This is a genomic window from Cellvibrio sp. KY-YJ-3, from assembly GCF_008806955.1.
Lineage (GTDB): Bacteria > Pseudomonadota > Gammaproteobacteria > Pseudomonadales > Cellvibrionaceae > Cellvibrio.
Window position 1 is genome coordinate 2,948,299 of sequence record NZ_CP031727.1, and the last position, 22,245, is coordinate 2,970,543.

At 49.8% G+C, this 22,245-nt stretch carries 21 protein-coding genes; all 21 read left to right on the forward strand.

Annotation, left to right across the window (positions count from 1 at the left end):
* Positions 1–14: 14 nt before the first annotated feature.
* The 21 genes from D0B88_RS12425 to motD all read left to right on the forward strand — a co-directional run bounded on the left by D0B88_RS12425 (position 15) and on the right by motD (position 22,078).
* The gene (locus D0B88_RS12425; protein WP_007640874.1) at positions 15–1,724 is read left to right on the forward strand and encodes a fused response regulator/phosphatase; all 1,710 of its coding nucleotides are present in this window, start codon (positions 15–17) and stop codon (positions 1,722–1,724) included.
* Positions 1,725–1,748: 24 nt separating this feature from the next.
* A complete protein-coding gene (locus D0B88_RS12430) occupies positions 1,749–2,081 on the forward strand; it encodes an Hpt domain-containing protein (protein ID WP_151057533.1) in 333 nt (110 codons plus the stop codon).
* Between the two features lie 95 nt (positions 2,082–2,176).
* Positions 2,177–3,628, forward strand: coding sequence for a flagellar hook-length control protein FliK (locus D0B88_RS12435; protein WP_151057535.1), 1,452 nt, complete (start codon positions 2,177–2,179; stop codon positions 3,626–3,628).
* 235 nt (positions 3,629–3,863) lie between these two features.
* Entirely contained in the window at positions 3,864–4,421 is a 558-nt protein-coding gene (locus D0B88_RS12440) for a flagellar basal body-associated FliL family protein (RefSeq protein WP_151057537.1), read from the forward strand.
* Between the two features lie 10 nt (positions 4,422–4,431).
* Positions 4,432–5,487 carry a flagellar motor switch protein FliM gene (fliM, locus tag D0B88_RS12445; protein WP_007640893.1) on the forward strand — a complete coding sequence of 352 codons (1,056 nt, stop codon included), beginning with the start codon at positions 4,432–4,434 and terminating at the stop codon, positions 5,485–5,487.
* Positions 5,477–5,881 carry a flagellar motor switch protein FliN gene (gene fliN, locus D0B88_RS12450; protein ID WP_007640894.1) on the forward strand — a complete coding sequence of 135 codons (405 nt, stop codon included), beginning with the start codon at positions 5,477–5,479 and terminating at the stop codon, positions 5,879–5,881. The genes fliM and fliN overlap by 11 nt, the downstream gene beginning before the upstream one ends.
* 8 nt (positions 5,882–5,889) lie before the next feature.
* Positions 5,890–6,489: a flagellar biosynthetic protein FliO gene (gene fliO, locus D0B88_RS12455; protein ID WP_151057539.1), complete on the forward strand. Its 600-nt coding sequence runs from the start codon at positions 5,890–5,892 to the stop codon at positions 6,487–6,489.
* Positions 6,490–6,493: 4 nt separating this feature from the next.
* A complete protein-coding gene (gene fliP, locus D0B88_RS12460) occupies positions 6,494–7,354 on the forward strand; it encodes a flagellar type III secretion system pore protein FliP (protein ID WP_151057541.1) in 861 nt (286 codons plus the stop codon).
* A 10-nt stretch (positions 7,355–7,364) separates the two neighbouring features.
* Positions 7,365–7,637, forward strand: a complete 273-nt coding sequence (gene fliQ / locus D0B88_RS12465) for a flagellar biosynthesis protein FliQ (RefSeq protein ID WP_040391667.1) — start codon at positions 7,365–7,367, stop codon at positions 7,635–7,637.
* Positions 7,638–7,669: 32 nt separating this feature from the next.
* Entirely contained in the window at positions 7,670–8,455 is a 786-nt protein-coding gene (gene fliR / locus D0B88_RS12470) for a flagellar biosynthetic protein FliR (RefSeq protein ID WP_007640904.1), read from the forward strand.
* Between the two features lie 33 nt (positions 8,456–8,488).
* Entirely contained in the window at positions 8,489–9,643 is a 1,155-nt protein-coding gene (gene flhB / locus D0B88_RS12475; protein WP_007640905.1) for a flagellar biosynthesis protein FlhB, read from the forward strand.
* 124 nt (positions 9,644–9,767) lie between these two features.
* On the forward strand, positions 9,768–11,990 hold the full coding sequence (gene flhA / locus D0B88_RS12480; protein WP_151057543.1) for a flagellar biosynthesis protein FlhA: 2,223 nt from the start codon (positions 9,768–9,770) through the stop codon (positions 11,988–11,990).
* A gap of 56 nt (positions 11,991–12,046) precedes the next feature.
* Positions 12,047–13,612: a flagellar biosynthesis protein FlhF gene (gene flhF / locus D0B88_RS12485; protein ID WP_225318354.1), complete on the forward strand. Its 1,566-nt coding sequence runs from the start codon at positions 12,047–12,049 to the stop codon at positions 13,610–13,612.
* 173 nt (positions 13,613–13,785) lie between these two features.
* Positions 13,786–14,610 carry a MinD/ParA family protein gene (locus D0B88_RS12490; protein WP_151057547.1) on the forward strand — a complete coding sequence of 275 codons (825 nt, stop codon included), beginning with the start codon at positions 13,786–13,788 and terminating at the stop codon, positions 14,608–14,610.
* Between the two features lie 124 nt (positions 14,611–14,734).
* Entirely contained in the window at positions 14,735–15,478 is a 744-nt protein-coding gene (locus D0B88_RS12495; RefSeq protein WP_007640910.1) for an RNA polymerase sigma factor FliA, read from the forward strand.
* Positions 15,479–15,675: 197 nt separating this feature from the next.
* Positions 15,676–16,059, forward strand: coding sequence for a chemotaxis response regulator CheY (gene cheY, locus D0B88_RS12500; RefSeq protein WP_040391671.1), 384 nt, complete (start codon positions 15,676–15,678; stop codon positions 16,057–16,059).
* Between the two features lie 34 nt (positions 16,060–16,093).
* On the forward strand, positions 16,094–16,897 hold the full coding sequence (locus tag D0B88_RS12505; protein ID WP_151057549.1) for a protein phosphatase CheZ: 804 nt from the start codon (positions 16,094–16,096) through the stop codon (positions 16,895–16,897).
* Positions 16,898–16,923: 26 nt separating this feature from the next.
* On the forward strand, positions 16,924–19,206 hold the full coding sequence (locus D0B88_RS12510; RefSeq protein WP_151057551.1) for a chemotaxis protein CheA: 2,283 nt from the start codon (positions 16,924–16,926) through the stop codon (positions 19,204–19,206).
* An 84-nt stretch (positions 19,207–19,290) separates the two neighbouring features.
* A complete protein-coding gene (locus tag D0B88_RS12515; RefSeq protein ID WP_151057553.1) occupies positions 19,291–20,436 on the forward strand; it encodes a chemotaxis response regulator protein-glutamate methylesterase in 1,146 nt (381 codons plus the stop codon).
* Positions 20,436–21,185, forward strand: coding sequence for a flagellar motor protein (locus D0B88_RS12520; protein ID WP_007640924.1), 750 nt, complete (start codon positions 20,436–20,438; stop codon positions 21,183–21,185). Before D0B88_RS12515 ends, D0B88_RS12520 begins: the two co-directional genes overlap by 1 nt.
* A gap of 11 nt (positions 21,186–21,196) precedes the next feature.
* Positions 21,197–22,078, forward strand: coding sequence for a flagellar motor protein MotD (gene motD, locus D0B88_RS12525; protein ID WP_151057555.1), 882 nt, complete (start codon positions 21,197–21,199; stop codon positions 22,076–22,078).
* The last annotated feature ends 167 nt before the right edge of the window (positions 22,079–22,245 follow it).

The window sequence follows — 22,245 nt, forward strand, 5'->3', positions numbered from 1 at the left end:
ATGGATGCGATCCTATGAATGAAGTGCGCCGTCTTAAAATTCTGGTTGCTGACGATACAGATACAGACCGCCTGATTCTTGAAAGCATTGTGCGTAAGGAAGGGCATAGTGTGGTTTCTGCACGCAACGGTATTGAAGCTATCGCTGTTTACGCCGATGAAAAGCCCGACATAGTGTTATTGGACGCGCTGATGCCGGAGCTGGATGGCTTTGGTGCAGCGCGTAAAATCAAAGAGTTGGCGGGCGATGAATTAGTCCCGATTATTTTTCTCACCTCCCTGTCTGATACTGAATCGCTGGTGCAGTGCCTGGATGCCGGCGGCGACGATTTTCTCTCCAAACCCTACAATCGCGTCATTCTGCAAGCCAAGATCAAATCCTTTAACCGCATGCGCGAAATGCATAGCACTATGCTTACCCAGCGCGACCAAATTGTGCAGTACAACAATCGCTTGCTGCAGGAGCAAACGGTTGCCAAGCACGTGTTTGATAATGTCGCCCACAGTGGATGTTTGAATGCGGGCAACGTGCGTTACTTTTTGTCGTCGCTCGCGGTATTTAATGGTGATGTATTAGTGGCAGCCATGCGCCCCTCGGGCAGCATGATGGTTTTGCTCGGCGATTTCACCGGTCACGGATTGCCTGCTGCGATAGGCGCTATGCCCTTGGCGTCTACCTTTTACGGGATGGTGCCCAAAGGTTTTTCCATGACGGATATTTTGCGCGAGATAAACGCCAAGCTAAAAAATATCCTGCCCGTGGGCATATTCTGCTGCGCGACAATCATGGATATTAATTTCCGCAAAAAACACTTGAAAATTTGGAATGGCGGCTTGCCGGATTGTTTTATTTATCACCATAAAGACCGCCGGGTGAGTGTAGTTAAATCCACCCACTTGCCTTTGGGGGTGTTGTCTAACCGGGCGTTTAAAGATAACTGTGAATACTTTGATCTGGAAAAAGAGGATCGCATTTTTGCCTGGTCGGACGGCATTCACGAAGCGCGTAATACTGCGGGTGAAATGTTTGGTGAGGAGCGCTTACAAGCCGTGTTCACCAACAATCGCCAGCCGGAAAATTTGTTTAACGACATTATCGAAAGCGTGCAGCAATTTGTGGGCAGCAATGAAAAGGACGACGATCTTTCGCTGTTGGAAATCCGCATGGATGAACCGGCGCGGGTAAATAGTTTTGCGCAGGAAGCGAGCGATAAATTTGGCAATTCGGAAATTGAATGGGCGATGGGTTTTGAAGTAAAGCCCACCAGCTTTAAAGTATTTGACCCTCTGCCTATGTTGTTGAATGTATTGATGGAGGTGCCCAGCCTGCGAGCGTTTAGCAGCACGCTCTACACCATTCTCGCCGAGCTTTATACCAATGCTCTGGATCACGGGGTGTTAAAGCTGGACTCCAGCTTGAAATCCACCGCGGAAGGCTTTGCCGATTACTATCGCTTGCGCGAAGAGCGGATTAACACAGTGGCTGATGGTTTTGTGCGTATTCACATCACCCACAAAACCAACGAGAACGGTGGTTTGTTAAAGGTTCGTATTGAGGATAGTGGTGAAGGTTTTGATTACCGTGAGCGTGCTGTGAACACCTTATCAACCTTTGGCTACAGTGGCCGGGGTATCGCACTGGTGGAGAAACTTTGTGGTAGGGTTACTTATCTTGGCTCTGGCAACATTGTCGAGGTCGATTTTTCCTGGGTAAGTGATGATTAACCAATAAGTGCGAGCGGCCGAACCATGGAACATTTGGACTACGAAACCCTGAATACCTTGCGCCAAGTTATGGAAGACGATTTTGGCTTGTTGATCGACACCTTCATTCAGGATTCCAACGACCGCATTTTAATATTGCGTGAAGTGGTGAGCGGCACAGAGGCGGACCCTATACGCCGCGCCGCGCACAGTTTTAAAGGCAGTAGCAGCAACATTGGCGCGCTGCGCTTAATGACCCTGTGTTTGAGCCTTGAAAAGAAAGCCATGGCCAATAACTTTGAACAGCTTGAGCAGGATCTTGTAGAGATCGAACAAGAGTTCGCTCATGTGCAGGAGCTGTTACGCGCTCTTGATTAGCCAGTTTGGCACCTACCTTGCAATTCACCTCCTGAACCGAACTATTTAGTTGATCTTGCGGCAAACCCTTGCCGCGATCAGGTCAGGAGTAATTGATGAATAACGGCAACCTCTTGGATAGTCTGCTGGCCACAAGCAACGCCAGCACAGCACCCAAAAAAACGGCCAAGCCCCAACGCCAAACCTCATCCGCTGAGGGCTTTCAAAATACCCTGGAGCAGCTGCGGCCAAAAGTTGCCGCCCGCAAGCCTGAACCAACGGCAGCCCGTGCCGAACCTCATGCGCGCACCGATTCACATCGCCCTGACGTGCAAGAACCAAAGCCTGATATTCCTGCGCAAGCCCGCGCCCGTAGCGATAACCACCAGGAGCGTCCCACAGCAACAACGCCTGCCTCCGACAGCTCTCATTCAACCAGTAACGACCATCAGTCCCCTAACGCGAAAGTGTCTGCTACAGAGGGTGAGCAACTCACTGAAGAGGTATTAGTTGAGGAGGGGTTAGCATCTGGACTATCGACAGATACAGAAGCCGCGCTCCTAACGGAATTGGTTGATGACCAGCTAATCGTGACAAATACCGATGCTACCAGCCTGCCGCTGGAAGAAAATATAGAGGGTTTTCTGCTGAGCCTGGAACAACCGGGAGTTTCGCTTGCTGAAACTACGCCGGAATTGGTGTCTGAACTTCAGCTTGCGGGGGTGTTAAACCCGGCAGCTGATACTGAGGCGATATTGCCTCCAGCATTTGCTAATCAGTTGGCAGCTATGTCTGGTACGCCCCTCAGTGGTACTGCAGCGTCACCCCTAACATCGCTGGCTAATAATGGCGTATCTACAAACTTGCTAACCCCTGAGTTGATGGCGGAAGGGGAAATCTTGGCGCTTTCACAAGAGGGTGATTCGGAATTGTTAGTGGCTGATGGGGAGGTGTCAGATAACCCCGATTTGCTGTTACTGAACGCCAAAACCATTATGAACAAGCTGGCTGAAGCCAGTGCCAGCTCGCTGGATAAAGGCTCACCGGCAGGGGATTTGCCCAAGGCATTAACTGCTGCGGCTCCTGCCGTGGAGGCGCTCAGTCGCTTGAATGAAGCTCCGTCACCGGCGGCACGAAGTTTTGTGGTGCAAACCGGTGTGCCGGTCGCTCTTGGGCAACCGCAATGGGGTCAGGCGGTAGGTGAGCGGGTGTTATGGCTGGCGGCGCAAAATGTCAGTGCAGCAGAAATTCGCCTCGACCCACCCGAGCTGGGGCCGATGCAGGTGAGAGTCAGCGTTAATCAGGAGCAGGTAAACGTCAGCTTCACCAGTCCTCACCCTGCGGTGCGCGAAGTATTGGATCAACAATTAAACCGCTTGCGCGAGATGTTTTCGGAGCAGGGGTTAAATCTGGTGGATGTTGATGTCTCGGATAAATCGTTTGCCCAGCAAGATCAGGAGCGGGGTGAAGCGAGAAAAAATGGAACATCAGCTGCAGAGGATGAGGAGCTTGCGCCATTAACCAGTTCGATACTTGTCTCTAATCGCTTGGTGGATCATTACGCCTGATCCAAACTTTCTTTCTTAAACACTCAATCCTCCATTGCATAAGCATTCTGGCGTGTGCCCCTGATTCAGGGCACACGCTAGCGCATTGTTTTTTCTCGCTTTTATAGGCTATTTCCCGCGCTAAACTTCGCAAAGCCCGGTTCCACTGCTAAGCTTCCTAGGGCGATACTGGCATAAGTATTGCTCGACCTCTTTTAAGTCCGCTATTAGCCCAAGAAAGTGACGGAGTTTTGACATGGCTCAGGCCCCCAAAAAAGCAAACGATGCCGGCGCTGATGCCGATGCAACCAAGAAAAAGAAAAAACTCCTATTGATGATTGGTGTGGCTGTGGCACTGGTTACGCTTTCTGTGGGGGGGACTGTGATTGCGCTTAAAATGTTGTCACCACCCGCCGCCGAAACTCCAGCCGCTGATGAAGCACCTGCACCTACCTTAGCTCCGGCTATTTATTTTGAAATGACCCCCAATTTCACCATTAACTTTACCGTTAACGGTCGTCAGCGTTATCTACAGGCAGCGATTACACTTTTATACCGCGACCCGGCATTGGAAAGTTTATTAACCCTGCACATGCCCGCTATTCGCAACGGCTTGGTGATGTTGTTAAGCAGTAAAAATTTTGATGAGTTGCAAACGCCGGAAGGTAAAGAGCAACTTAAAGCCGACTCCTTGGTAGTTATTCAAGCACTGCTAAAAAAAGAACAGGATGCACTGGCTGCCAGCGACCCCGAGAAAGAAGTCCCGCTCGCGACGATTGAGCAAGTTCTGTTCACCAATTTTGTAATGCAATAAGGAAACCGCCGTGCAAGATTTACTCTCGCAAGACGAAATTGACGCGCTCCTTCATGGTGTCGATGACGGCGATATAGATACCGACTCGGACATAGAACCGGGTACGGTCAAAACCTATGACCTGACCAGTCAGGATCGTATTGTGCGTGGGCGTATGCCTACGCTGGAAATGATCAACGAACGTTTTGCGCGTTACACTCGCATCAGTATGTTCAACCTGTTGCGTCGCACCGCCGATGTTTCGGTTGGCGGCGTGCAAATTCAAAAGTTTGGCGAATACGTGCACACACTTTATGTGCCTACCAGTTTAAATATGGTGAAGTTTCGCCCGCTGCGCGGTACGGCATTAATTATTCTGGATGCGCGTTTGGTATTTAAATTAGTGGACAATTTTTTTGGTGGCGATGGCCGTCACGCAAAAATTGAAGGACGCGAATTTACGCCAACGGAATTGCGGGTGGTGCAAATGGTATTGAATCAGGCGTTTGTGGATTTAACCGAAGCCTGGAAAGCCGTTTTCCCCATCAATTTTGAATATGTGCACTCGGAAGTAAACCCATCACTCGCCAATATTGTTAGCCCGAGTGAAGTGGTGGTGGTCAGTACTTTCCATATCGAACTGGATGGGGGTGGGGGTGAAATGCACATTACTGTGCCTTACTCCATGATTGAACCCATTCGCGAAGTGTTGGATGCCGGTTTACAAAGCGATAGCGATGAGCATGATGAACGCTGGGAAAAAGCGCTGCGCGAAGATGTGCTCTCCGCCAAAGTAGATTTGGAATGCGACATAGTGCGCCGCGATATTACCTTGCGCGATATTGTGGATTTAAAAGAAGGCGACATTATTCCCGTAGAGTTCCCGGATTATCACGTACTCACGGCAAATGGTGTGCCCATGTTCAGAACGCAATTGGGGCAGTCCAACGGTTTTCTCTCGTTGAAAATTCGTGAATTTATTGATCGCAGTAGTGCTTACAATATTACGGGCACTAAGGCAGAACAAATCGCAACTATGAAAGGCGAAAGCCACGCGGCTTCTAAGGGTGAAAAAAATGGCAAGTGATGATATCGATCAGGATTCAATGGCGGACGATTGGGCTGCGGCGATGGCTGAACAGGCCGATGTGGATGAGGCCATGGCTAATGCGGTTACTTTTGACGAATTAAAAAACGAACCGCTCAAGCAAGCAGCGGGTAGCCCTGATCTGGATGTGATTTTGGATATTCCTGTTTCTATTTCCATGGAAGTAGGGCGCACCTCAATTACCATCCGCAATTTATTACAGCTCAATCAAGGTTCGGTGATTGAATTGGATCGCCTTGCTGGTGAGCCGTTAGATGTATTGGTCAACGGCACTTTGATCGCGCACGGTGAAGTAGTTGTGGTCAATGAAAAATTCGGTATTCGTATGACCGATGTGATTAGCCCCGCAGAGCGCATTAAAAAATTGCGTTAGGAAATACCATGAGCCCCGCATTGTTTATGAACTTAAAACGGTTGCTGTGTGCGGGGCTATGTTGCATAGCGCTGTACGCTTATGCCGATCCCGCAAGCGATGCACCGGTCGCTGCAACTGCATCGCCCATACAATCAAACGCAACATCCCCTACAACACCATCCGCTACAACATCAATCGCAACAACACCTGTTGCAACAAGCCCGGCGGCGATTAACGCTACACCTATTGGCGGTGGCCGCCATTTGGTAAGTGTGGTTATGGCGCTGTTTGGCATTATTGTGTTGATCTTTGCCATCTCCTGGTTTGTAAAACGTTTTGGTCAGGGCGGCTTTACCCAGAATCAACACATTAAAATTATCGCAACAATGCCTTTGGGGACTCGCGAGCGCATAGTGTTAATTGAAGCTGGCGGGCAACAGTTGCTCTTGGGCATAACTGCCGCGGCAATCAATACCTTGCATGTGTTTAATGAACCCGTGGTGTTGCCGGAAAGGGAGCCAGGTGCTTCAGATTTTAGTCGTAAATTAATGACAATTTTGCAGCAAAAATCTTCTGGTGCGACCGGCGGAAAAAATAATAACAGCGACGATTCGGCAACAAGGTAGTCTTATGAATGCTCAATGGCACAATCAATTCCGACAGGTATTAAATACAGTCGCAATATTATTTCTACTGTTGTTGGCGGGCACTGCATTGGCGCAAACCAATACGCCCAATGTGGCAGATCCAACAGCGGGTGGTTTACCCTTAACACAAGTATCGCCGAGTAATGTTGGCAGCCTACCTGCTATTCCTGGTTTGCCTGCACTGACGGTAAAAACCAATCCGAATGGCACGCAAGAGTACACAGTAACGCTGCAAATTCTCGCCATCATGACGGCGCTGACATTTTTGCCGGCATTATTGATGATGATGACTTCATTCACGCGCATTATTATCGTGTTTTCTATTTTGCGTCAGGCGCTGGGTTTGCAGCAGTCGCCGTCAAACCAAATTTTGATTGGTCTCGCGCTATTCTTAACCCTGTTTATCATGCAGCCGGTATTAAACAAAGTGAATCAGGATGCGCTCCAGCCCTACATCAATCAGCAAATTGGTGCACAGGAAGCGCTGGCAAAAACGGCCGCACCGTTTCACGCGTTTATGATTGCGCAAACCCGCGAGTCGGATATTTCGCTGTTTATGGGCATTGCAAAACACCCGCCTATCGCCACGCCAGAGGAAACACCGTTTAGCATTTTGGTACCGGCATTTATCATCAGCGAATTAAAAACCGCGTTTCAAATTGGTTTTATTATTTTCATTCCTTTTTTGGTGATCGACATAGTGGTGGCCAGTGTATTGATGGCCATGGGCATGATGATGTTGTCACCGCTGATTATTTCCCTGCCGTTTAAAATTATGCTGTTTGTGTTGGTGGATGGCTGGGCGATGATTGTGGGTACACTTGCTGCCAGTTACGGCGTGTGACGGAGGATTTATGCTAACGCCCGAAGTCGTCATGGATTTATTTGCCGAAGCCTTTTATCTCACTATTTTGATGTTATTAGTGATTATCGGCCCCGGTTTGATTGTGGGGTTGGTGGTGAGCATGTTTCAGGCGGCAACCCAAATTAACGAGCAGACACTGAGTTTTTTGCCGCGTTTGATCGTCACTATTATTACCCTGATGATTGCTGGTCCTTGGTTGCTTAATAAATTTATGGATTTATTTAACCGTTTGTTTTCCAGCGTGCCCAGCCTTATCGGTTAGCGCAAAACCACCTTCCGTAGCGATTTGCCCATATGCAAGAACTGATTATCAGCGAAGAACAACTTATGCAATTTATCGGTCAGTATATCTGGCCGTTACTGCGCATTAGTGCGTTTTACTTTGCGGTACCAGTTATTGGCGCACGTACAGTACCTGCGCGGGTGCGTATTATTTTGTCGCTGTTCACGGTAATCATTCTGGTGCCCGTATTACCACCAGCGCCCGTAGTGTCTTTTTTATCGGCACAGGGTTTTATGATGGTGATTCAAGAGGTGTTAATTGGCCTCGCCCTCGGGTTTTGTATGCAGGTGGTAATGCACGTATTTGTATTGGCCGGGCAGTTTATTGCAATGAAAATGGGTTTGGGTTTTGCGGCGATGAATGATCCCTCCAGTGGCGTGAGCGTGACTATTTTGTCGCAGTTTTATTTGCTCTTGTCCACGTTGCTATTTCTCAGTGTTAATGGCCATTTAGTCGTTTTGCAATTAATGGTGGATAGTTTTACTACGTTTCCTATCGGTGGTGCGGGTATAAATAGCGCGCACTTTGCGACCATTGTGGGTATGGGTTCCTGGTTATTCAGTGCGGCTCTGTTAATTACCTTGCCACTGTTTACCTCGCTATTAATTGTAAATATGTCATTTGGTGTGATGAGCCGCTCAGCACCACAGATGAACGTATTTACGGTGGGTTTTCCCATCACGCTTATTCTCGGTTTTATTTTAATGTGGTTTACCTTCGCCAACTTCCTGCCAGTGTATTTTGACATTATGGAAGAGGGCATAGGTGTGCTGCGTACTTTGGCACTAACTCCTTAGGGGCTGCCCCTTAGGGTTTTATAGGAGCAACCTATGGCCGAAGATGACGACAGCAGCCAGGAAAAAACGGAAGAGGCCAGTGCCCGAAAACTTGAGAAGGCGCGCGAAGAGGGGCAGGTTCCCCGTTCACGCGACCTTACTACTACGGCAGTGTTAATGGTGGCGGCCATAGGCCTGTATGTTTTTGCAGAATTTATGGGCAACAAACTGATTGGGATCAGCCGTGAAAGTTTTACCCTCACGCGCGCGGCTATTTACGACCCCAATGCCATGATCGCCCACCTTGCGGCGGCTATTTACGACGGCCTGTTTAGTATTGCGCCCTTAATGGTTTTATTACTTGTTGCGTCCATTGTTGGCCCTATCGCATTGGGTGGGTGGAATTACAGCACCAAAGCCATGGAGCCAAAACTCAACCGCATGGACCCTATCGCGGGTATCAAGCGGATGTTCTCGGTGAAATCCCTCATTGAATTATTAAAAGCGCTTGCCAAAGTACTGGTTATTTTGGGCGGCACTATTTTTATCCTGAAGTTTTTTGCGCAAGACATGTTTCGCTTGGTGGATGAAAGCACCAATGTCGCCATCATTCATTCATTGGAAATATCTATCCTCGCCACCATTGCACTCTGCGCGACTACCATTGCGATTGCGGCGATTGATGTGCCGATTCAGATTTTTGAATACAACAAAAAATTAAAAATGTCGCGGCAGGATCAAAAAGACGAATCCAAAGATACGGATGGTAAACCTGAAGTCAAAGGCCGTATTCGCCAATTGCAGCGCGAAATGGCGCAGCGCCGCATGATGTCCAATGTACCGCAAGCCGATGTGATCATCACCAACCCGGAACACTTTTCGGTCGCGTTAAAATACGACCCCGAAACCATGGAAACGCCACTGATGATTGCCAAAGGTGGCGATCACACCGCGCTAAAAATTCGCGAAATCGCTAAAGCGCACAATATTGAAATTATTCAGTCGCCGGTATTGGCGCGCGCGATTTTCTACACCACCGAAGTGGATCAGGAAATTCCCTCCGGCCTGTACCTCGCAGTTGCCCAGGTATTGGCCTACGTATTCCAGCTGCGCAATTACCGCAAAGGCAAGGGTGACAGGCCCGCTTATCCCCGCAATATCAACGTCCCGCGCGACTTGCGTTACAACGCCTCGGGTGAGGTGGATTAATCGCTGCACTTTTTATCGCTGTACTTTTTATTTATCGCCGTACTTTTTTAAGCGATTGCTATGAATCGGTACACTTCTTGCGATAAGCACAGGTAAATGATTTCACCGTCAAGAATCCGTGCTTATGGCCTTACCATCGTTTAACCAACTGAATAACTTCAACGGCAGAGCCGCGCTGGGTTCATTGCGCGGTATGGGGCGTGGCAATTTGGGAATTCCCATTTTGCTAATGATGCTGTTGGCGATGATTATTTTGCCGATTCCGCCGCTGCTATTGGATATGTTTTTTACCTTCAATATTGCCCTGGCGCTCGTTGTGTTGCTGGTGTCTGTGTATGCCATGCGCCCGCTGGATTTTGCCGCATTCCCCGCGATTCTTCTTATTGCCACCCTGTTGCGCCTCGGCTTGAACGTTGCCTCCACTCGCGTAGTTTTACTTGAAGGTCATAACGGAGGCGATGCAGCGGGGAAAGTAATTGAAGCTTTTGGTCATGTAGTTATTGGCGGAAATTTGGCGGTGGGTATTGTGGTGTTCATCATTTTGATGATCATCAACTTCGTGGTGGTAACCAAGGGTGCGGGCCGTATTTCCGAAGTGAGTGCGCGTTTTACCCTGGATGCAATGCCCGGCAAACAAATGGCGATTGATGCGGATTTGAACGCGGGTTTGATCGATCAGGATCAGGCGCGTACCCGTCGTCAGGAAGTCTCTTCCGAAGCGGATTTTTACGGCGCGATGGACGGTGCGAGCAAGTTTGTTCGCGGTGATGCGGTTGCAGGCATCATGATTATGTTTATCAATATTTTTGGTGGCTTGGCGATTGGTATGGCCCAGCATGATTTGCCATTTGGCGAAGCCTTTGAAAAATACACCATCCTCACTATTGGCGATGGTCTGGTTGCACAAATTCCCGGACTGTTGCTGTCGGTAGCCTCGGCGATTTTGGTGACTCGCGTTAACAGTGCCCATGAAATGGGGGCGCAGGTAGTCAGTCAGATGTTTGCGGCTCCTAAAGCCTTAGCTGTTTCGGGAATCATGCTGATCGTGATGGGGTTGATTCCCGGTATGCCGCACGTTGCCTTTTTGGGTTTGGGTTCTATTTGTGTCGGCCTTGCTTATTACATCCACTGGCGTAAACAGCAGCCTGCAGCCGTTGAGGACAATTCTTTTATTCCCGCAGGTACTCGCTTGGCTGGTGATGCACCAGGCGGTGGGCAGGGTGGGGCGACCATTGCGCCGCAGCGTATGACGCCCGCATTGCCAGCCGGCACTCCCGAGGCGCCCGAGTTGGGGTGGGACGATGTACAGCCTGTCGATGTGATCGGTTTGGAAGTTGGCTATCGCTTGATTCCGATGGTGGATAAAAACCAGGGTGGCGAATTACTGGGTCGCATCAAAGGTGTTCGCAAAAAACTGTCGCAGGAAATGGGCTTCCTTATTCCGTCGGTGCACATTCGCGACAATCTTGACCTTAACCCCACTGGTTATCGCATTAGCTTGATGGGTGTGTCCATGGCCGAGGCTGATGTCTACCCGGATCGTGAATTGGCGATTAATCCCGGGCAGGTTTTTGGTTCGCTGGAGGGGTTAAAAACCAAAGATCCCGCCTTTGGTTTGGATGCCATCTGGATCAACCCTAACCAACGCGAGCAGGCGCAAACTCTGGGTTATACCGTGGTTGACCCGAGTACGGTGGTGGCGACGCATCTCAATCAAATTCTGCAGCAGCATACCTTTGAGTTGCTCGGCCATGAGGACGTGCAAAAGCTGTTGGATATGCTGGCTAAATCATCGCCCAAATTGGTGGAGGAGTTGGTGCCCAACACGCTGAGCATCAACGCGTTGCTTAAGGTGTTGCAAAACCTGCTGCGCGAGCGGGTGCCGATTCGCGATATTCGCTCCATCGCCGAAGCCTTGGCGGGCAGTGGGATAAAGAGTCAAGATCCCGCCGCTTTGACGGCCATGGCAAGGGTGGCGCTGTGCCGTCAAATCGTCCAAAACATCATTGGCAACGAGCGCAACCTGCCTGTAATCACGCTTGAGCCTAGTTTGGAACAGTTATTGCTAAATACCGTTCAACAGGCACAAAAAGCTGGCGCTGATGACAGTGCGTTTATTGAGCCGGGCTTGGCAGACAGGTTGCAACAGTCGTTGATTAATGCAGCCCAGAAGCAGGAAATGGCAGGCAAACCGCTGGTTCTTTTGGTTGCCGCACCCTTGCGCCCCATGCTGTCCCGCTTTGTTCGTCACAGCGTTCCGGATATGCGGGTATTGGCTTATACCGAAGTGCCTGACAACAAACAGATCAGTATCGAGGCCAGTGTTGGCGCCGACAAAAACAACTGATGTGTTAAGTCAATTTAATCGTTAACCAGGTGGCCCACCCCGGGCGGGAGTTGAGTATGCAAGTCAAACGTTTCGTAGCGGCTGATATGCGTCGTGCGTTGGAATTGGTTCGCCAGGAATTGGGGCCAGATGCCATCATTCTCTCCAGCAACCGTATCCCGGAAGGGGTTGAGTTGCTCACCACCATGGGCTCTGACTACGAGCTAAAACAACTGCAAACGCGCCCCTTTGCCGAGTCGACCTTTGCGTCGAGCGAGCCGCTATTGAGTGATGGCGATATATCTCCCCGGATACTGGAGCGTCAACCGACTCGCAAAGTTGCCCCGGTGATCACCCAGATTCCCGATCACCCGAACGTTGGCAAAACCGGCGCCCAATTAGCGGACGACATAGAGCGTGCCCGTCTGCGTATGATTGCCGCGCGCAAAGCAGAAGAATCCGCCAAAGAGTTTATGGTGGGTAAGAATACGGTAGTGAACGCCGGTATTCCCCGTCATGCAACTGCGCCAGCAAGCCCCCCTAAAAAAGGCATGAGCGCCGCCGAGCGCTATCCGCTGGTTGATCCTGTGCCCGCAGTCAAAGAGCGTAATTTAACTCCCGAGGCAGCGTCATTTCGCGAAGCACTGCTCAGCAATACTCGCAATGCCCAGGATGCAAAAATCGATGCTTTGCTGACCAAAGAGAAAGCAGCACCTGTATCAATTACCCCAAATATTGATACCTTCGACCAAAATACCCAGCTTAATGACCTGCAGGCAGAAATTGCCGATATGCGTTTGTTGCTGGAACAGCAATTGGATCGCCTTAGTGGTAAACAATCCATTGCGAGCGATTCCCCGATTTTGGCCAGCATTGCCCGTCGCCTGGAGCGTTTGAGCTTGCCCAAAGACGTAGTTGCCAAGGTGATTAATGCCTGTACGAAAACCAAAACCCTGAGCGAAGCCTGGCCCGATGCCTTGGCAAACCTCGCGCATCAGCTACCCATCAATGGCCGCGACATTGTTGATCAAGGCGGGATCTTTGCGTTTGTAGGCCCCACCGGTTCGGGTAAAACCACCACTATTGGCAAACTGGCTGCACGTTATGTCATGCAGCATGGTTCAGACAAAGTGGCGATTATCACTACCGACACTTACCGTATTGCCGCGCACGACCAGCTGCGCTCACTGGCGCGTATTCTGCGCGTACCCGTGCGTGTTGTGGATGAAGCTAATCCGCTGGATACGGTATTGCGCAGCCTGCGTCACTGTTCCTTGGTGTTGATCGATACCGCTGGTTTCCGCCACGGCGACCCACATTTAAAAGCCCAGCTCAATGCTTTGGCCGACCAAGCACAGGTAAAAACCTATTTGGTGATGTCGTCCAACAGTCAGGCGCAAATGCTCAAAGCCTCGGTTCACGCCTATGGCGCGGCGCGCTTGCAGGGCTGTGTTCTCACCAAGTTGGACGAAACCGCCAGTATCGGTGAGGCTCTGGGTGTGGTGATGCAAAGCCGTTTGCCCGTTGCCTACACCACCGATGGCCAGGACATTCCTAAAAATTTGGAGGTGGCACGGGCGCATCAGTTGGTTGCCAGAGCGGTAGCATTGCTGAAAACCAGTTCGGAGACGGCGGTTTCTTAGCCAAAGAAAAGCTATAACCCTATGATTTTTACAGTGAAACTGAAATTAATCGGATCTTTTTCCAATCCCTATCTATACTCAGTTCACCATTAGAGTGCCAACAAACCGTACCGCCAGTTTTCTGGCGCCAACCCCGGCACACTTAAGAAGAATATGTTTGGAGTTACGTGTAGATGAGCCAAGTGCGACCAGTACAAGTTATCGCTGTGTCCGGCGGTAAAGGCGGAGTAGGTAAGAGCAATATTTCCGTCAACCTGAGTATTGCCCTGGCTGAATTGCGCCGTCGAGTTGTACTGCTCGATGCTGATTTAGGCCTCGCCAATGTGGATGTATTGCTCGGCATTCGCGCCACCCATACCCTTGCGGATGTTCTCGCCGGCACTCATTCGCTCAGCGATGTGTTGGTCACTGGCCCCGCCGGTGTAAAAATTGTTCCAGCATCCTCGGGTGTACAGCGTATGGCGGAGTTGAGCAGCGCCGAGCATGTGGGGCTTATCAATGCCTTCAATGAACTTTCCGATCAAGTGGATATTTTGGTGATAGACACGGCCGCGGGTATCTCGGATACCGTGGTTAGTTTTGTGCGCGCCGCCAACGAAGTCATTATTGTCGTGTGCGATGAACCTTCTTCCATCACCGATTCCTACGCCCTTATCAAATTATTAAACAAAGAATATGGAATGCAGCGCTTCCGTGTGGTCGCCAATATGACGCGCACCCAACAGGAAGGCATGAATATGTTCAACAAACTCAATACCGTTTGTGAGCGCTTTCTGGATGTCACACTCCAGTTTGTAGGCCAAATTCCCTTTGACGAAAATGTGCGTAAAGCCGTGCAAAAACAAAAAGCCTTGTTGGAGTTTGCCCCTGGCTCCAAGGCGGCAGTGGCAATACGTGCGTTGGCCCAAGCAGTCGATAAATGGCCGCTGCCATATTCTCCCACCGGGCGCCTGGAGTTTTTTGTCGAGCGCTTGTTGCAGGCCGCGAATGCGCGTTAGCAATATCCGCATACGCAGTTGCATAGACATTGGTGTGTGACTAGCGTTATGAATCGCTACTCACGAGAAAGTGAGGCAGGGTTGCCAATAATCACGGCAGTTTTTGCTAAACAAAAGGTGTTCGATGGCCGCAGTCAATGGTTTAGCCATGTACGATAAAAAGACCTTGCTCGATGCGCAAATCAATGTTGAAGACTTTGCTCCGCTGGTAAAGCGCATCGCTTACCACATGATGATGCGTATGCCTGCGTCCGTGCAGGTAGATGATCTGATTCAAGCGGGCATGATTGGCTTGATCGAAGCATCACAAAAATACGATGCATCCCGCGGTGCCAGTTTTGAAACCTATGCCGGTATTCGCATTCGCGGAGCAATTGTTGATGAAATGCGTCGTGGCGATTGGGTGCCCCGCTCAGTGCACCGCAATGCGCGCCGTGTTGCGCGTGCCGTTGCCGCCGTCGAGGCGCGTACCGGGCGCGATGCGACCGACGCCGAGGTCGCTGCTGAACTAGAGGTATCGCTGGAAGAATATTTTGAAATGCTGCAAGACTCCAACGGTAGCCGGTTATTCAGTTACGAAGAAACCTTCGGTGAAGAAGACAGCAATATCGACGCGTCCGAACACAGCAGTGCTTTTGTTAGCCCGTTTGAAGGGGTTCAGCGGGATGGGTTAAAAAAAGCCTTGGCCGAGGCGATTGCCTTGCTTCCCGAACGTGAGCGCATGGTGCTCGCCCTCTATTACGATCAGGAATTAAATCTCAAAGAAATTGGCTTGGTGCTTGGTGTTAGTGAATCCCGGGTTAGTCAGATTCACAGCCAGGCAGCCGCGCGTTTGCGCCACCGCCTTGGTGGTTGGCAGCCCGCGTAAACTGGGTGAAAAACAACCAAGGGCAGTGTGGTTTGCTCGCCGTTGCCAGCAGAATCGCAAATTAGTCTGTAAATACAACAATTTGCGCTATGATTTGCAGTAAAAGTTGAAGATTTACGCGCCGCCACTGGCCGAAGCTTTAACTCCTACTAGACTATGAATTAATAAAATTCCCTTCTGGGTAATTGGAGGTTGCGTTGGATAAGAACATGAAAATCCTGATTGTTGATGACTTTTCAACAATGCGGCGGATCATCAAAAACTTGCTGCGGGATTTGGGGTTTTCCAATACCCACGAAGCAGACGATGGCGTAACGGCATTGCCGATGCTCAAAAATGGCGATTTCCAGTTCCTGGTCACTGACTGGAATATGCCGGGCATGACCGGTATCGATCTGCTCAAAGCGGTACGTGCAGACGAAAAGTTGCGCACCTTGCCAGTATTAATGGTGACCGCAGAAGCTAAGCGCGATCAGATTATTGAGGCGGCTCAAGCTGGCGTAAACGGCTATGTCGTTAAGCCATTTACAGCGCAGGCGCTGAAGGAAAAAATTGAAAAGATCTTTGATCGGGTCGGTTAATCACCGTCGATTAAATAATAAATAAGGCTCTGCCATGGCATCTGAAACCCAAACATCGTTCAACAGTGAGTTTGTTGTCGAATTGAGAGAGTGCGCCAAATTGCTTGCGGAAAAACTGCAGGGCAATGAGATTGAAGAAGCATCGCTCTTGATACAAACCATTACCCAATCGCGTGATCGCCATATTTTTCAATCGGTAGGGCGCCTGACACGCGGTTTGCACAATGCAATTGTCAATTTCAATGTGGATGCCGACCTAACCAAAGAGCCGCCCAAGATTGCCAAGTCTGATATTCATGATGCGTCCAATCGGCTCAATTATGTGATTGAACTAACGCAAAAAGCGGCCGAAAAAACCATGGACGTTGTCGATGAGGCTGCGCCTATCGCCATGAATTTGGGGCAAGAGGCAAATAGTTTACGCAGTGAATGGGCGCGGTTAAAACGCCGTGAAATGAATGCCGATGAATTTCGCCAGTTGTACGAGCGCATGGATATTTTCCTCGGGCAAATGGTCACCGGTACTGAACAACTCAGTAAGAATTTGCAAGATATTGTGTTGGAGCAAGGCTTTCAGGATCTAACCGGTCAAGTATTAAAACGTGTTATCGGTTTGATCAATGATGTTGAAAAAGACCTTGTCAGCTTGGTGCGCATTGCTGGGCAGGTCGAAGAAATTGCCGGGCTTGCAGATGATCGCGAAGTTGTCGCACACGATATGGAAATTATGCACAAGCGTAAAACTGAAGCCGAAGGGCCACAAATTAACAAAGAGCGCGCAGATGTAGTATCCGGGCAAGATGACGTTGATGATTTGTTATCAAGTCTTGGTTTCTAAGCTGTAGGTCACTCGAGGAACGTTGAATGAGTTTTGGTGATGACGAGGATATCCTCCAGGATTTTCTGGTAGAGGCGGGTGAAATTCTCGAACGCCTCAGCCAGCAATTGGTTGACCTGGAGCAGCGCCCTGAAGATAAAGATCTGCTCAATGCAATCTTTCGCGGGTTCCATACCGTAAAAGGGGGGGCCGGTTTTCTGGCGCTCACTCCTATGGTGGAATGCTGCCATCTCACCGAAAACCTGTTTGATATTTTGCGTAACGGCAAACGTGCGGTTACCTCTGAATTAATGGACGTAGTGCTTGAAGCACTCGACATGGTTAATCAGCAATTTGAATTGGTATCCCAGCGCGAAGAACTACCACCGGTGGACCCTGCGTTAATTGCCTCGCTTGAGCGATTGGTTTCTTGCGAAGACCTCAACGAAAGTGCAGTAGCAGTACCTGTGGAAACAGCGGTTGCTAACCCGGAGACTACGGCAGTTGCCTCTGGGGACATTACGGACGCTGAATTTGAACAATTGCTGGATGCCATCGCCGGGGTTCCTGCCGCGACTGTGGCCTCTGCGCCTTTGGCTGAACCTGTCGCCACTGTATCCGGTGGTGGCGATGATATTTCTGAAGATGAATTTGAAGCGCTGCTCGATCAATTGCATGGCAGAGGCAAGGGGCCAGGTGTTCAGGCTGCTGCCCCGACACCAGCCCCGGCTCCTGTAGCATCCACAGCGGTCGGTGGTGGTGACGAAATCTCAGAAGACGAATTTGAAGCGCTGCTCGATCAACTGCATGGCAAAGGTAAAGGGCCGGGCGTTGTTGTCGATGCACCAGCACCAGCTGCTGCTGTTGCGCCCGAGCCTGCAAAAAGTTCGGGTGACTTGATCAGCGATGATGAGTTTGATGCACTACTGGATCAGCTGCACGGCAAGGGTAAAGGCCCTGGCACAGGAGCATCCACTGCGGCAACTCCCGCACCTGTCGCAACAAAACCAGCGCCTGCTCCTGAGGTTAAACCAGAGGCTGCTAAACCTGTTTCGCCAGCACCTGCAGTCAAGAAGGTAGAGCCGCCAAAACCAGCCGCAGCGACTGCTCCCGCTACGCCGGCAGCAGATAAAGAAGCGCCGCAAGTTGAAACTACCGTTCGTGTGGATACCCAGCGCCTTGATGACATTATGAATATGGTGGGTGAGCTGGTGTTGGTCCGCAATCGCTTGGTGCGGTTGGGTAACGGCTCTACCAATGAAGCCCTGGTAAAAGCAGTAGCAAATTTGGATGTAGTTACCGCCGATTTGCAGACCTCGGTCATGAAAACCCGCATGCAGCCAATCAAAAAAGTATTTGGCCGCTTTCCCCGTGTGGTGCGCGATTTGGCGCGTAGTTTGCGCAAAGAAATTAATTTGGAATTAGTCGGTGAAGAAACCGATCTGGACAAAAATCTGGTAGAGGCATTAGCCGATCCGCTGGTTCACTTGGTACGCAACTCGGTTGACCACGGCATTGAATTCCCTGATGTGCGCGAAGCGAATGGCAAGTCCCGCATTGGACAAGTTGTGCTTTCTGCAGAGCAGGAAGGCGATCATATTCTATTGTCGATTAGCGATGATGGTGCCGGCATGGACCCGGTTAAATTGCGTCGTATCGCGGTAGAAAAAGGGATGTTTGATGAAGATACCGCCAATCGTTTGTCTGACACTGAAGCCTACAATTTAATATTTGCACCAGGGTTTTCTACCAAAAAAGAAATTTCAGATGTGTCCGGTCGCGGTGTGGGAATGGATGTGGTGAAAACCAAAATCACCCAGCTTAACGGCACCGTCGAAATTAAATCCGAGTTGGGTAAAGGCACGCGCTTTATTATTAAAGTACCGCTGACGCTGGCGATTATGCCAACCCTCATGTTTATGCTCGGCCAACAAACTTTCGCTTTTCCGCTGGTGAGTGTGAATGAAATTTTCCACATGGATCTCACCAAGAGCCATATAGTGGATGGGCAGGATTGCGTCGCTATTCGTGATCAGGCAATTCCATTGTTTTATATGAAAGATTGGCTGGTTAAAAATGCGTTTGGTCATCGTCCTGACAACGCTCACGTGGTGATAGTTACCGTTGGTTCGCGCCGTGTTGGTTTCGTGGTGGATCAATTGATTGGTCAGGAAGAGGTGGTGATTAAACCTTTGGGCAAAATGTTGCAAGGTACCCCAGGCATGGCTGGGGCCACTATTACCGGCGACGGCACTATCGCGTTAATTTTGGATATTCCCAGCCTTTTGCGTCGCTACGCCAAGGGTTCCACCAGCTGGGGACACAGTTAATCTTCAGCGTGACCCTGCTGCGGTGAACGCTACACATGCCAGCAAAATGTCTGTTAAATATTTTTCCCTTGCGGAGTGTGATAGATGCCTTTCCGGGTATTAGTGGTTGATGATTCAAATTTCTTTCAGCATCGTTTGAAAGATATTATTAATGAGCACCCGGAATTAAAAGTTGTTGGTATCGCAAGCAATGGACGCGAGGCTATTGATAAAGCAGCTGAGTTAAAGCCTGACATTATCACTATGGATTTTGAAATGCCGGTGATGGATGGTGTGACTGCTATCAAGCACATCATGTCCAACCGTCGCGTCCCCATCTTGATGTTTTCATCGCTCACCTATGAAGGTGCCAAAATTACGCTGGATGCCTTGGCAGCCGGCGCACTCGATTTTATTCCCAAAGATTTTGCCGAGGTCTCGCGAAACTCCGAGGTGCTCAAGAAAAAATTACATGAGCGATTGATTACCCTCGCTGGCTCCGGCAATCGCTCAGTCCCACCGCCAGTTGCTACTACAGCGTCACCCGCGCCTGTGCCTGCGTCAGCGAGCAGTTCGTCATCTTTCAGACCCATTGCCGCACCGGCGCCTGCCGCTCGCCCTGTGTCGCCAGTCCAAGATGAGCCGGCAAGGCCATCTGGATCTGATAATTACCGTCTCAAAAATAAACCCAAACTTTTGGTCATTGGCGCGTCCACCGGCGGGCCAGTTGCTCTGGCCGAAGTGTTAATGGCGTTGCCCGCCAATTTTCCTTTGCCTATTGTGCTGGTGCAGCATATGCCGGAAAACTTCACTAAAGCATTTGCCGAGCGGCTCAACAAACAGTGCCACATCCGCGTGCGTGAGGCGGTGGATGGCGATCAACTGCAACCCGGTTTGGCGTTACTTGCACCGGGCGGAAAACAATTAATGCTCGACAAGCGCAACGGTGGTTCGGTGCGGGTATTGCCGGATGATGAGCGCGTCAATTACAAACCTTCGTTGGATATCACTTTTGGTTCTGCTGCCAATAACTATGCCGATAAAGTACTGGGCGTGGTATTAACCGGTATGGGGTCGGATGGTTGTAATGGTGCGCGTTTATTAAAGGATGCAGGCTCGTCACTTTGGTCACAAGATGAAGCGAGTTGTGTAATTTATGGTATGCCAATGGCGGTTGCACGCGCCGGGTTAACCGATAAAGTGCTAAGCCTGAAGGATATTGGGCCGCGTTTGGTGAGAGAGGTTATGTAATGGATCTCCTGAGTATTATCGGCGTCATTATCGCGTTTGCGGCAATTATCGGCGGTAACTTTTTGGAAGGCGGTGGCATTGGCACTTTGTTGAATGGGCCTGCCGCATTTATTGTGCTTGGCGGTACCTTGGGTGCAGCCATGTTGCAAACGTCAAAAATAAATTTGCGCCGTGCCCTAAGAATTGTGGTGTGGGTTTTTAAACCACCCTATGTTCCCTTTAAACAAGGTATTGCCAATATTGTGCGCTGGGCCGCAGCGGCGCGCAAAGACGGCCTGCTTGGGCTGGAAGAAATTTCCGAGCGTGAAAAAGATAAATTTGCGAAAAAAGGCTTGCAGCTATTGGTTGATGGCAATGAGCCAGAAGTTATCCGCCGTATTTTGGAAACGGATTTAATCGTAAACGAACAGCGCGATTTTGATGCAATTAAATTTTACGAATCTATGGGCGGCTATGCACCGACAATCGGCATCATCGGCGCGGTAATGGGCTTGATTCATGTGATGAATAATCTGGCCGATCCTGCGACCTTGGGGCCTGGTATTGCGATTGCATTTGTGGCGACCATTTACGGCGTCGCCTTGGCAAATCTGGTATTTATTCCTATCTCTAATAAATTGCGTATGTGTGTGAATGAAAATTCCCAATATCGTGAATTGATTATTGAGGGCATTATTGCGATTGCCGATGGTGAGAATCCCCGCTCAATTGAAATGAAATTAAACGGCTATTTGCATCCGCTTAACTGAGAAGCGCTCTTATGGTTCGCCGCAGAAGAGAAGATATTCACGTAAATCACGAGCGCTGGCTGATTTCTTACGCTGATTTCATTACGCTGCTGTTTGCATTTTTTGTGGTTATGTATTCCATCTCCCAAGTAAATGACAGCAAGTATCGCGTCTTGTCCGACACTTTTATTGAAGCCTTCCATAAACCAACGGATGCCCAATCCAATACTGAGCCAGCAGATCAGTCTGCGCCGGCAAATGATTTAATATCTCCCATCAATATGGATAACTCCGTGCGCGATGCGGAGCAGGTTGACGAGCAAGTGCCGACAATTGTGGATAACTCTCAAGGCGCCGCGAATGAAGTTGCTGAACAGCCTGATACTAAAATAAAAACCAGTGATGAATTAACGCAAATTTCTGATTTGGTATCTGAAAAATTTGCCCCCTTGATTACTGAGCAGCTTATTCAGGTGTCCAGCAATGAGTTGTGGTTGCAAATCGAATTAAAAGACAGCATTTTATTTTCGTCCGGCAGTGCGGATACCAGTGAACAGGCGCGCAAAATATTTGATGAAATTGCAGCGATCCTGGCGAGTTATTCTAACCCGGTGCAGGTTGAAGGCTTCACCGATAATATTCCTATTAATAGCGCCAAGTATCCCACCAACTGGGAGTTGTCTACCGCGCGGGCCAGCGCCATTGTTAAGCATTTGGCTGCAAATGGTGTTGCACCAGAGCGTTTGTCAGCGGTTGGTTATGGCGAGTATCAGCCCATTGCTCCCAATAGCTCTGAACAGGGTAGGGCGCAAAATCGCCGCGTTGCTATCATGATTGCCAAGCGCAAAATGGATCGTCCTAAAGTACAAGTCGAACCAGCAGCTACCTCGTCTAGCGCCTCTTCTCTAAATTAAACCCCATAAACAACCTGCTTTCGTCGTTATTCCCCCTATTGCGTTGAAACAAGCTGCCGCTATAGAGATGGCGGAGTCATTACTTCTACTTGAAGTTGTCGTCTACTGGGCAATACTTAACATCCACTGCTTGAAAATTGATCGCCCCATGGAGTGATTGCTGGTCG

Excerpts from the sequence above, each read along its gene's own strand:
- D0B88_RS12425 (WP_007640874.1), top strand. The coding sequence starts at position 15 with ATGAATGAAGTGCGCCGTCTTAAAATTCTGGTTGCTGACGATACAGAT.
- fliN (WP_007640894.1), top strand. The coding sequence starts at position 5,477 with ATGGCAAGTGATGATATCGATCAGGATTCAATGGCGGACGATTGGGCT.
- fliR (WP_007640904.1), top strand. The coding sequence starts at position 7,670 with ATGCAAGAACTGATTATCAGCGAAGAACAACTTATGCAATTTATCGGT.
- fliP (WP_151057541.1), top strand. The coding sequence starts at position 6,494 with ATGAATGCTCAATGGCACAATCAATTCCGACAGGTATTAAATACAGTC.
- motD (WP_151057555.1), top strand. The coding sequence starts at position 21,197 with ATGGTTCGCCGCAGAAGAGAAGATATTCACGTAAATCACGAGCGCTGG.
- flhA (WP_151057543.1), top strand. The coding sequence starts at position 9,768 with ATGGCCTTACCATCGTTTAACCAACTGAATAACTTCAACGGCAGAGCC.
- flhB (WP_007640905.1), top strand. The coding sequence starts at position 8,489 with ATGGCCGAAGATGACGACAGCAGCCAGGAAAAAACGGAAGAGGCCAGT.
- flhF (WP_225318354.1), top strand. The coding sequence starts at position 12,047 with ATGCAAGTCAAACGTTTCGTAGCGGCTGATATGCGTCGTGCGTTGGAA.
- D0B88_RS12520 (WP_007640924.1), top strand. The coding sequence starts at position 20,436 with ATGGATCTCCTGAGTATTATCGGCGTCATTATCGCGTTTGCGGCAATT.
- D0B88_RS12505 (WP_151057549.1), top strand. The coding sequence starts at position 16,094 with ATGGCATCTGAAACCCAAACATCGTTCAACAGTGAGTTTGTTGTCGAA.
- D0B88_RS12430 (WP_151057533.1), top strand. The coding sequence starts at position 1,749 with ATGGAACATTTGGACTACGAAACCCTGAATACCTTGCGCCAAGTTATG.
- D0B88_RS12435 (WP_151057535.1), top strand. The coding sequence starts at position 2,177 with ATGAATAACGGCAACCTCTTGGATAGTCTGCTGGCCACAAGCAACGCC.
- fliO (WP_151057539.1), top strand. The coding sequence starts at position 5,890 with ATGAGCCCCGCATTGTTTATGAACTTAAAACGGTTGCTGTGTGCGGGG.
- fliQ (WP_040391667.1), top strand. The coding sequence starts at position 7,365 with ATGCTAACGCCCGAAGTCGTCATGGATTTATTTGCCGAAGCCTTTTAT.
- D0B88_RS12440 (WP_151057537.1), top strand. The coding sequence starts at position 3,864 with ATGGCTCAGGCCCCCAAAAAAGCAAACGATGCCGGCGCTGATGCCGAT.
- D0B88_RS12495 (WP_007640910.1), top strand. The coding sequence starts at position 14,735 with ATGGCCGCAGTCAATGGTTTAGCCATGTACGATAAAAAGACCTTGCTC.
- D0B88_RS12510 (WP_151057551.1), top strand. The coding sequence starts at position 16,924 with ATGAGTTTTGGTGATGACGAGGATATCCTCCAGGATTTTCTGGTAGAG.
- D0B88_RS12490 (WP_151057547.1), top strand. The coding sequence starts at position 13,786 with ATGAGCCAAGTGCGACCAGTACAAGTTATCGCTGTGTCCGGCGGTAAA.
- D0B88_RS12515 (WP_151057553.1), top strand. The coding sequence starts at position 19,291 with ATGCCTTTCCGGGTATTAGTGGTTGATGATTCAAATTTCTTTCAGCAT.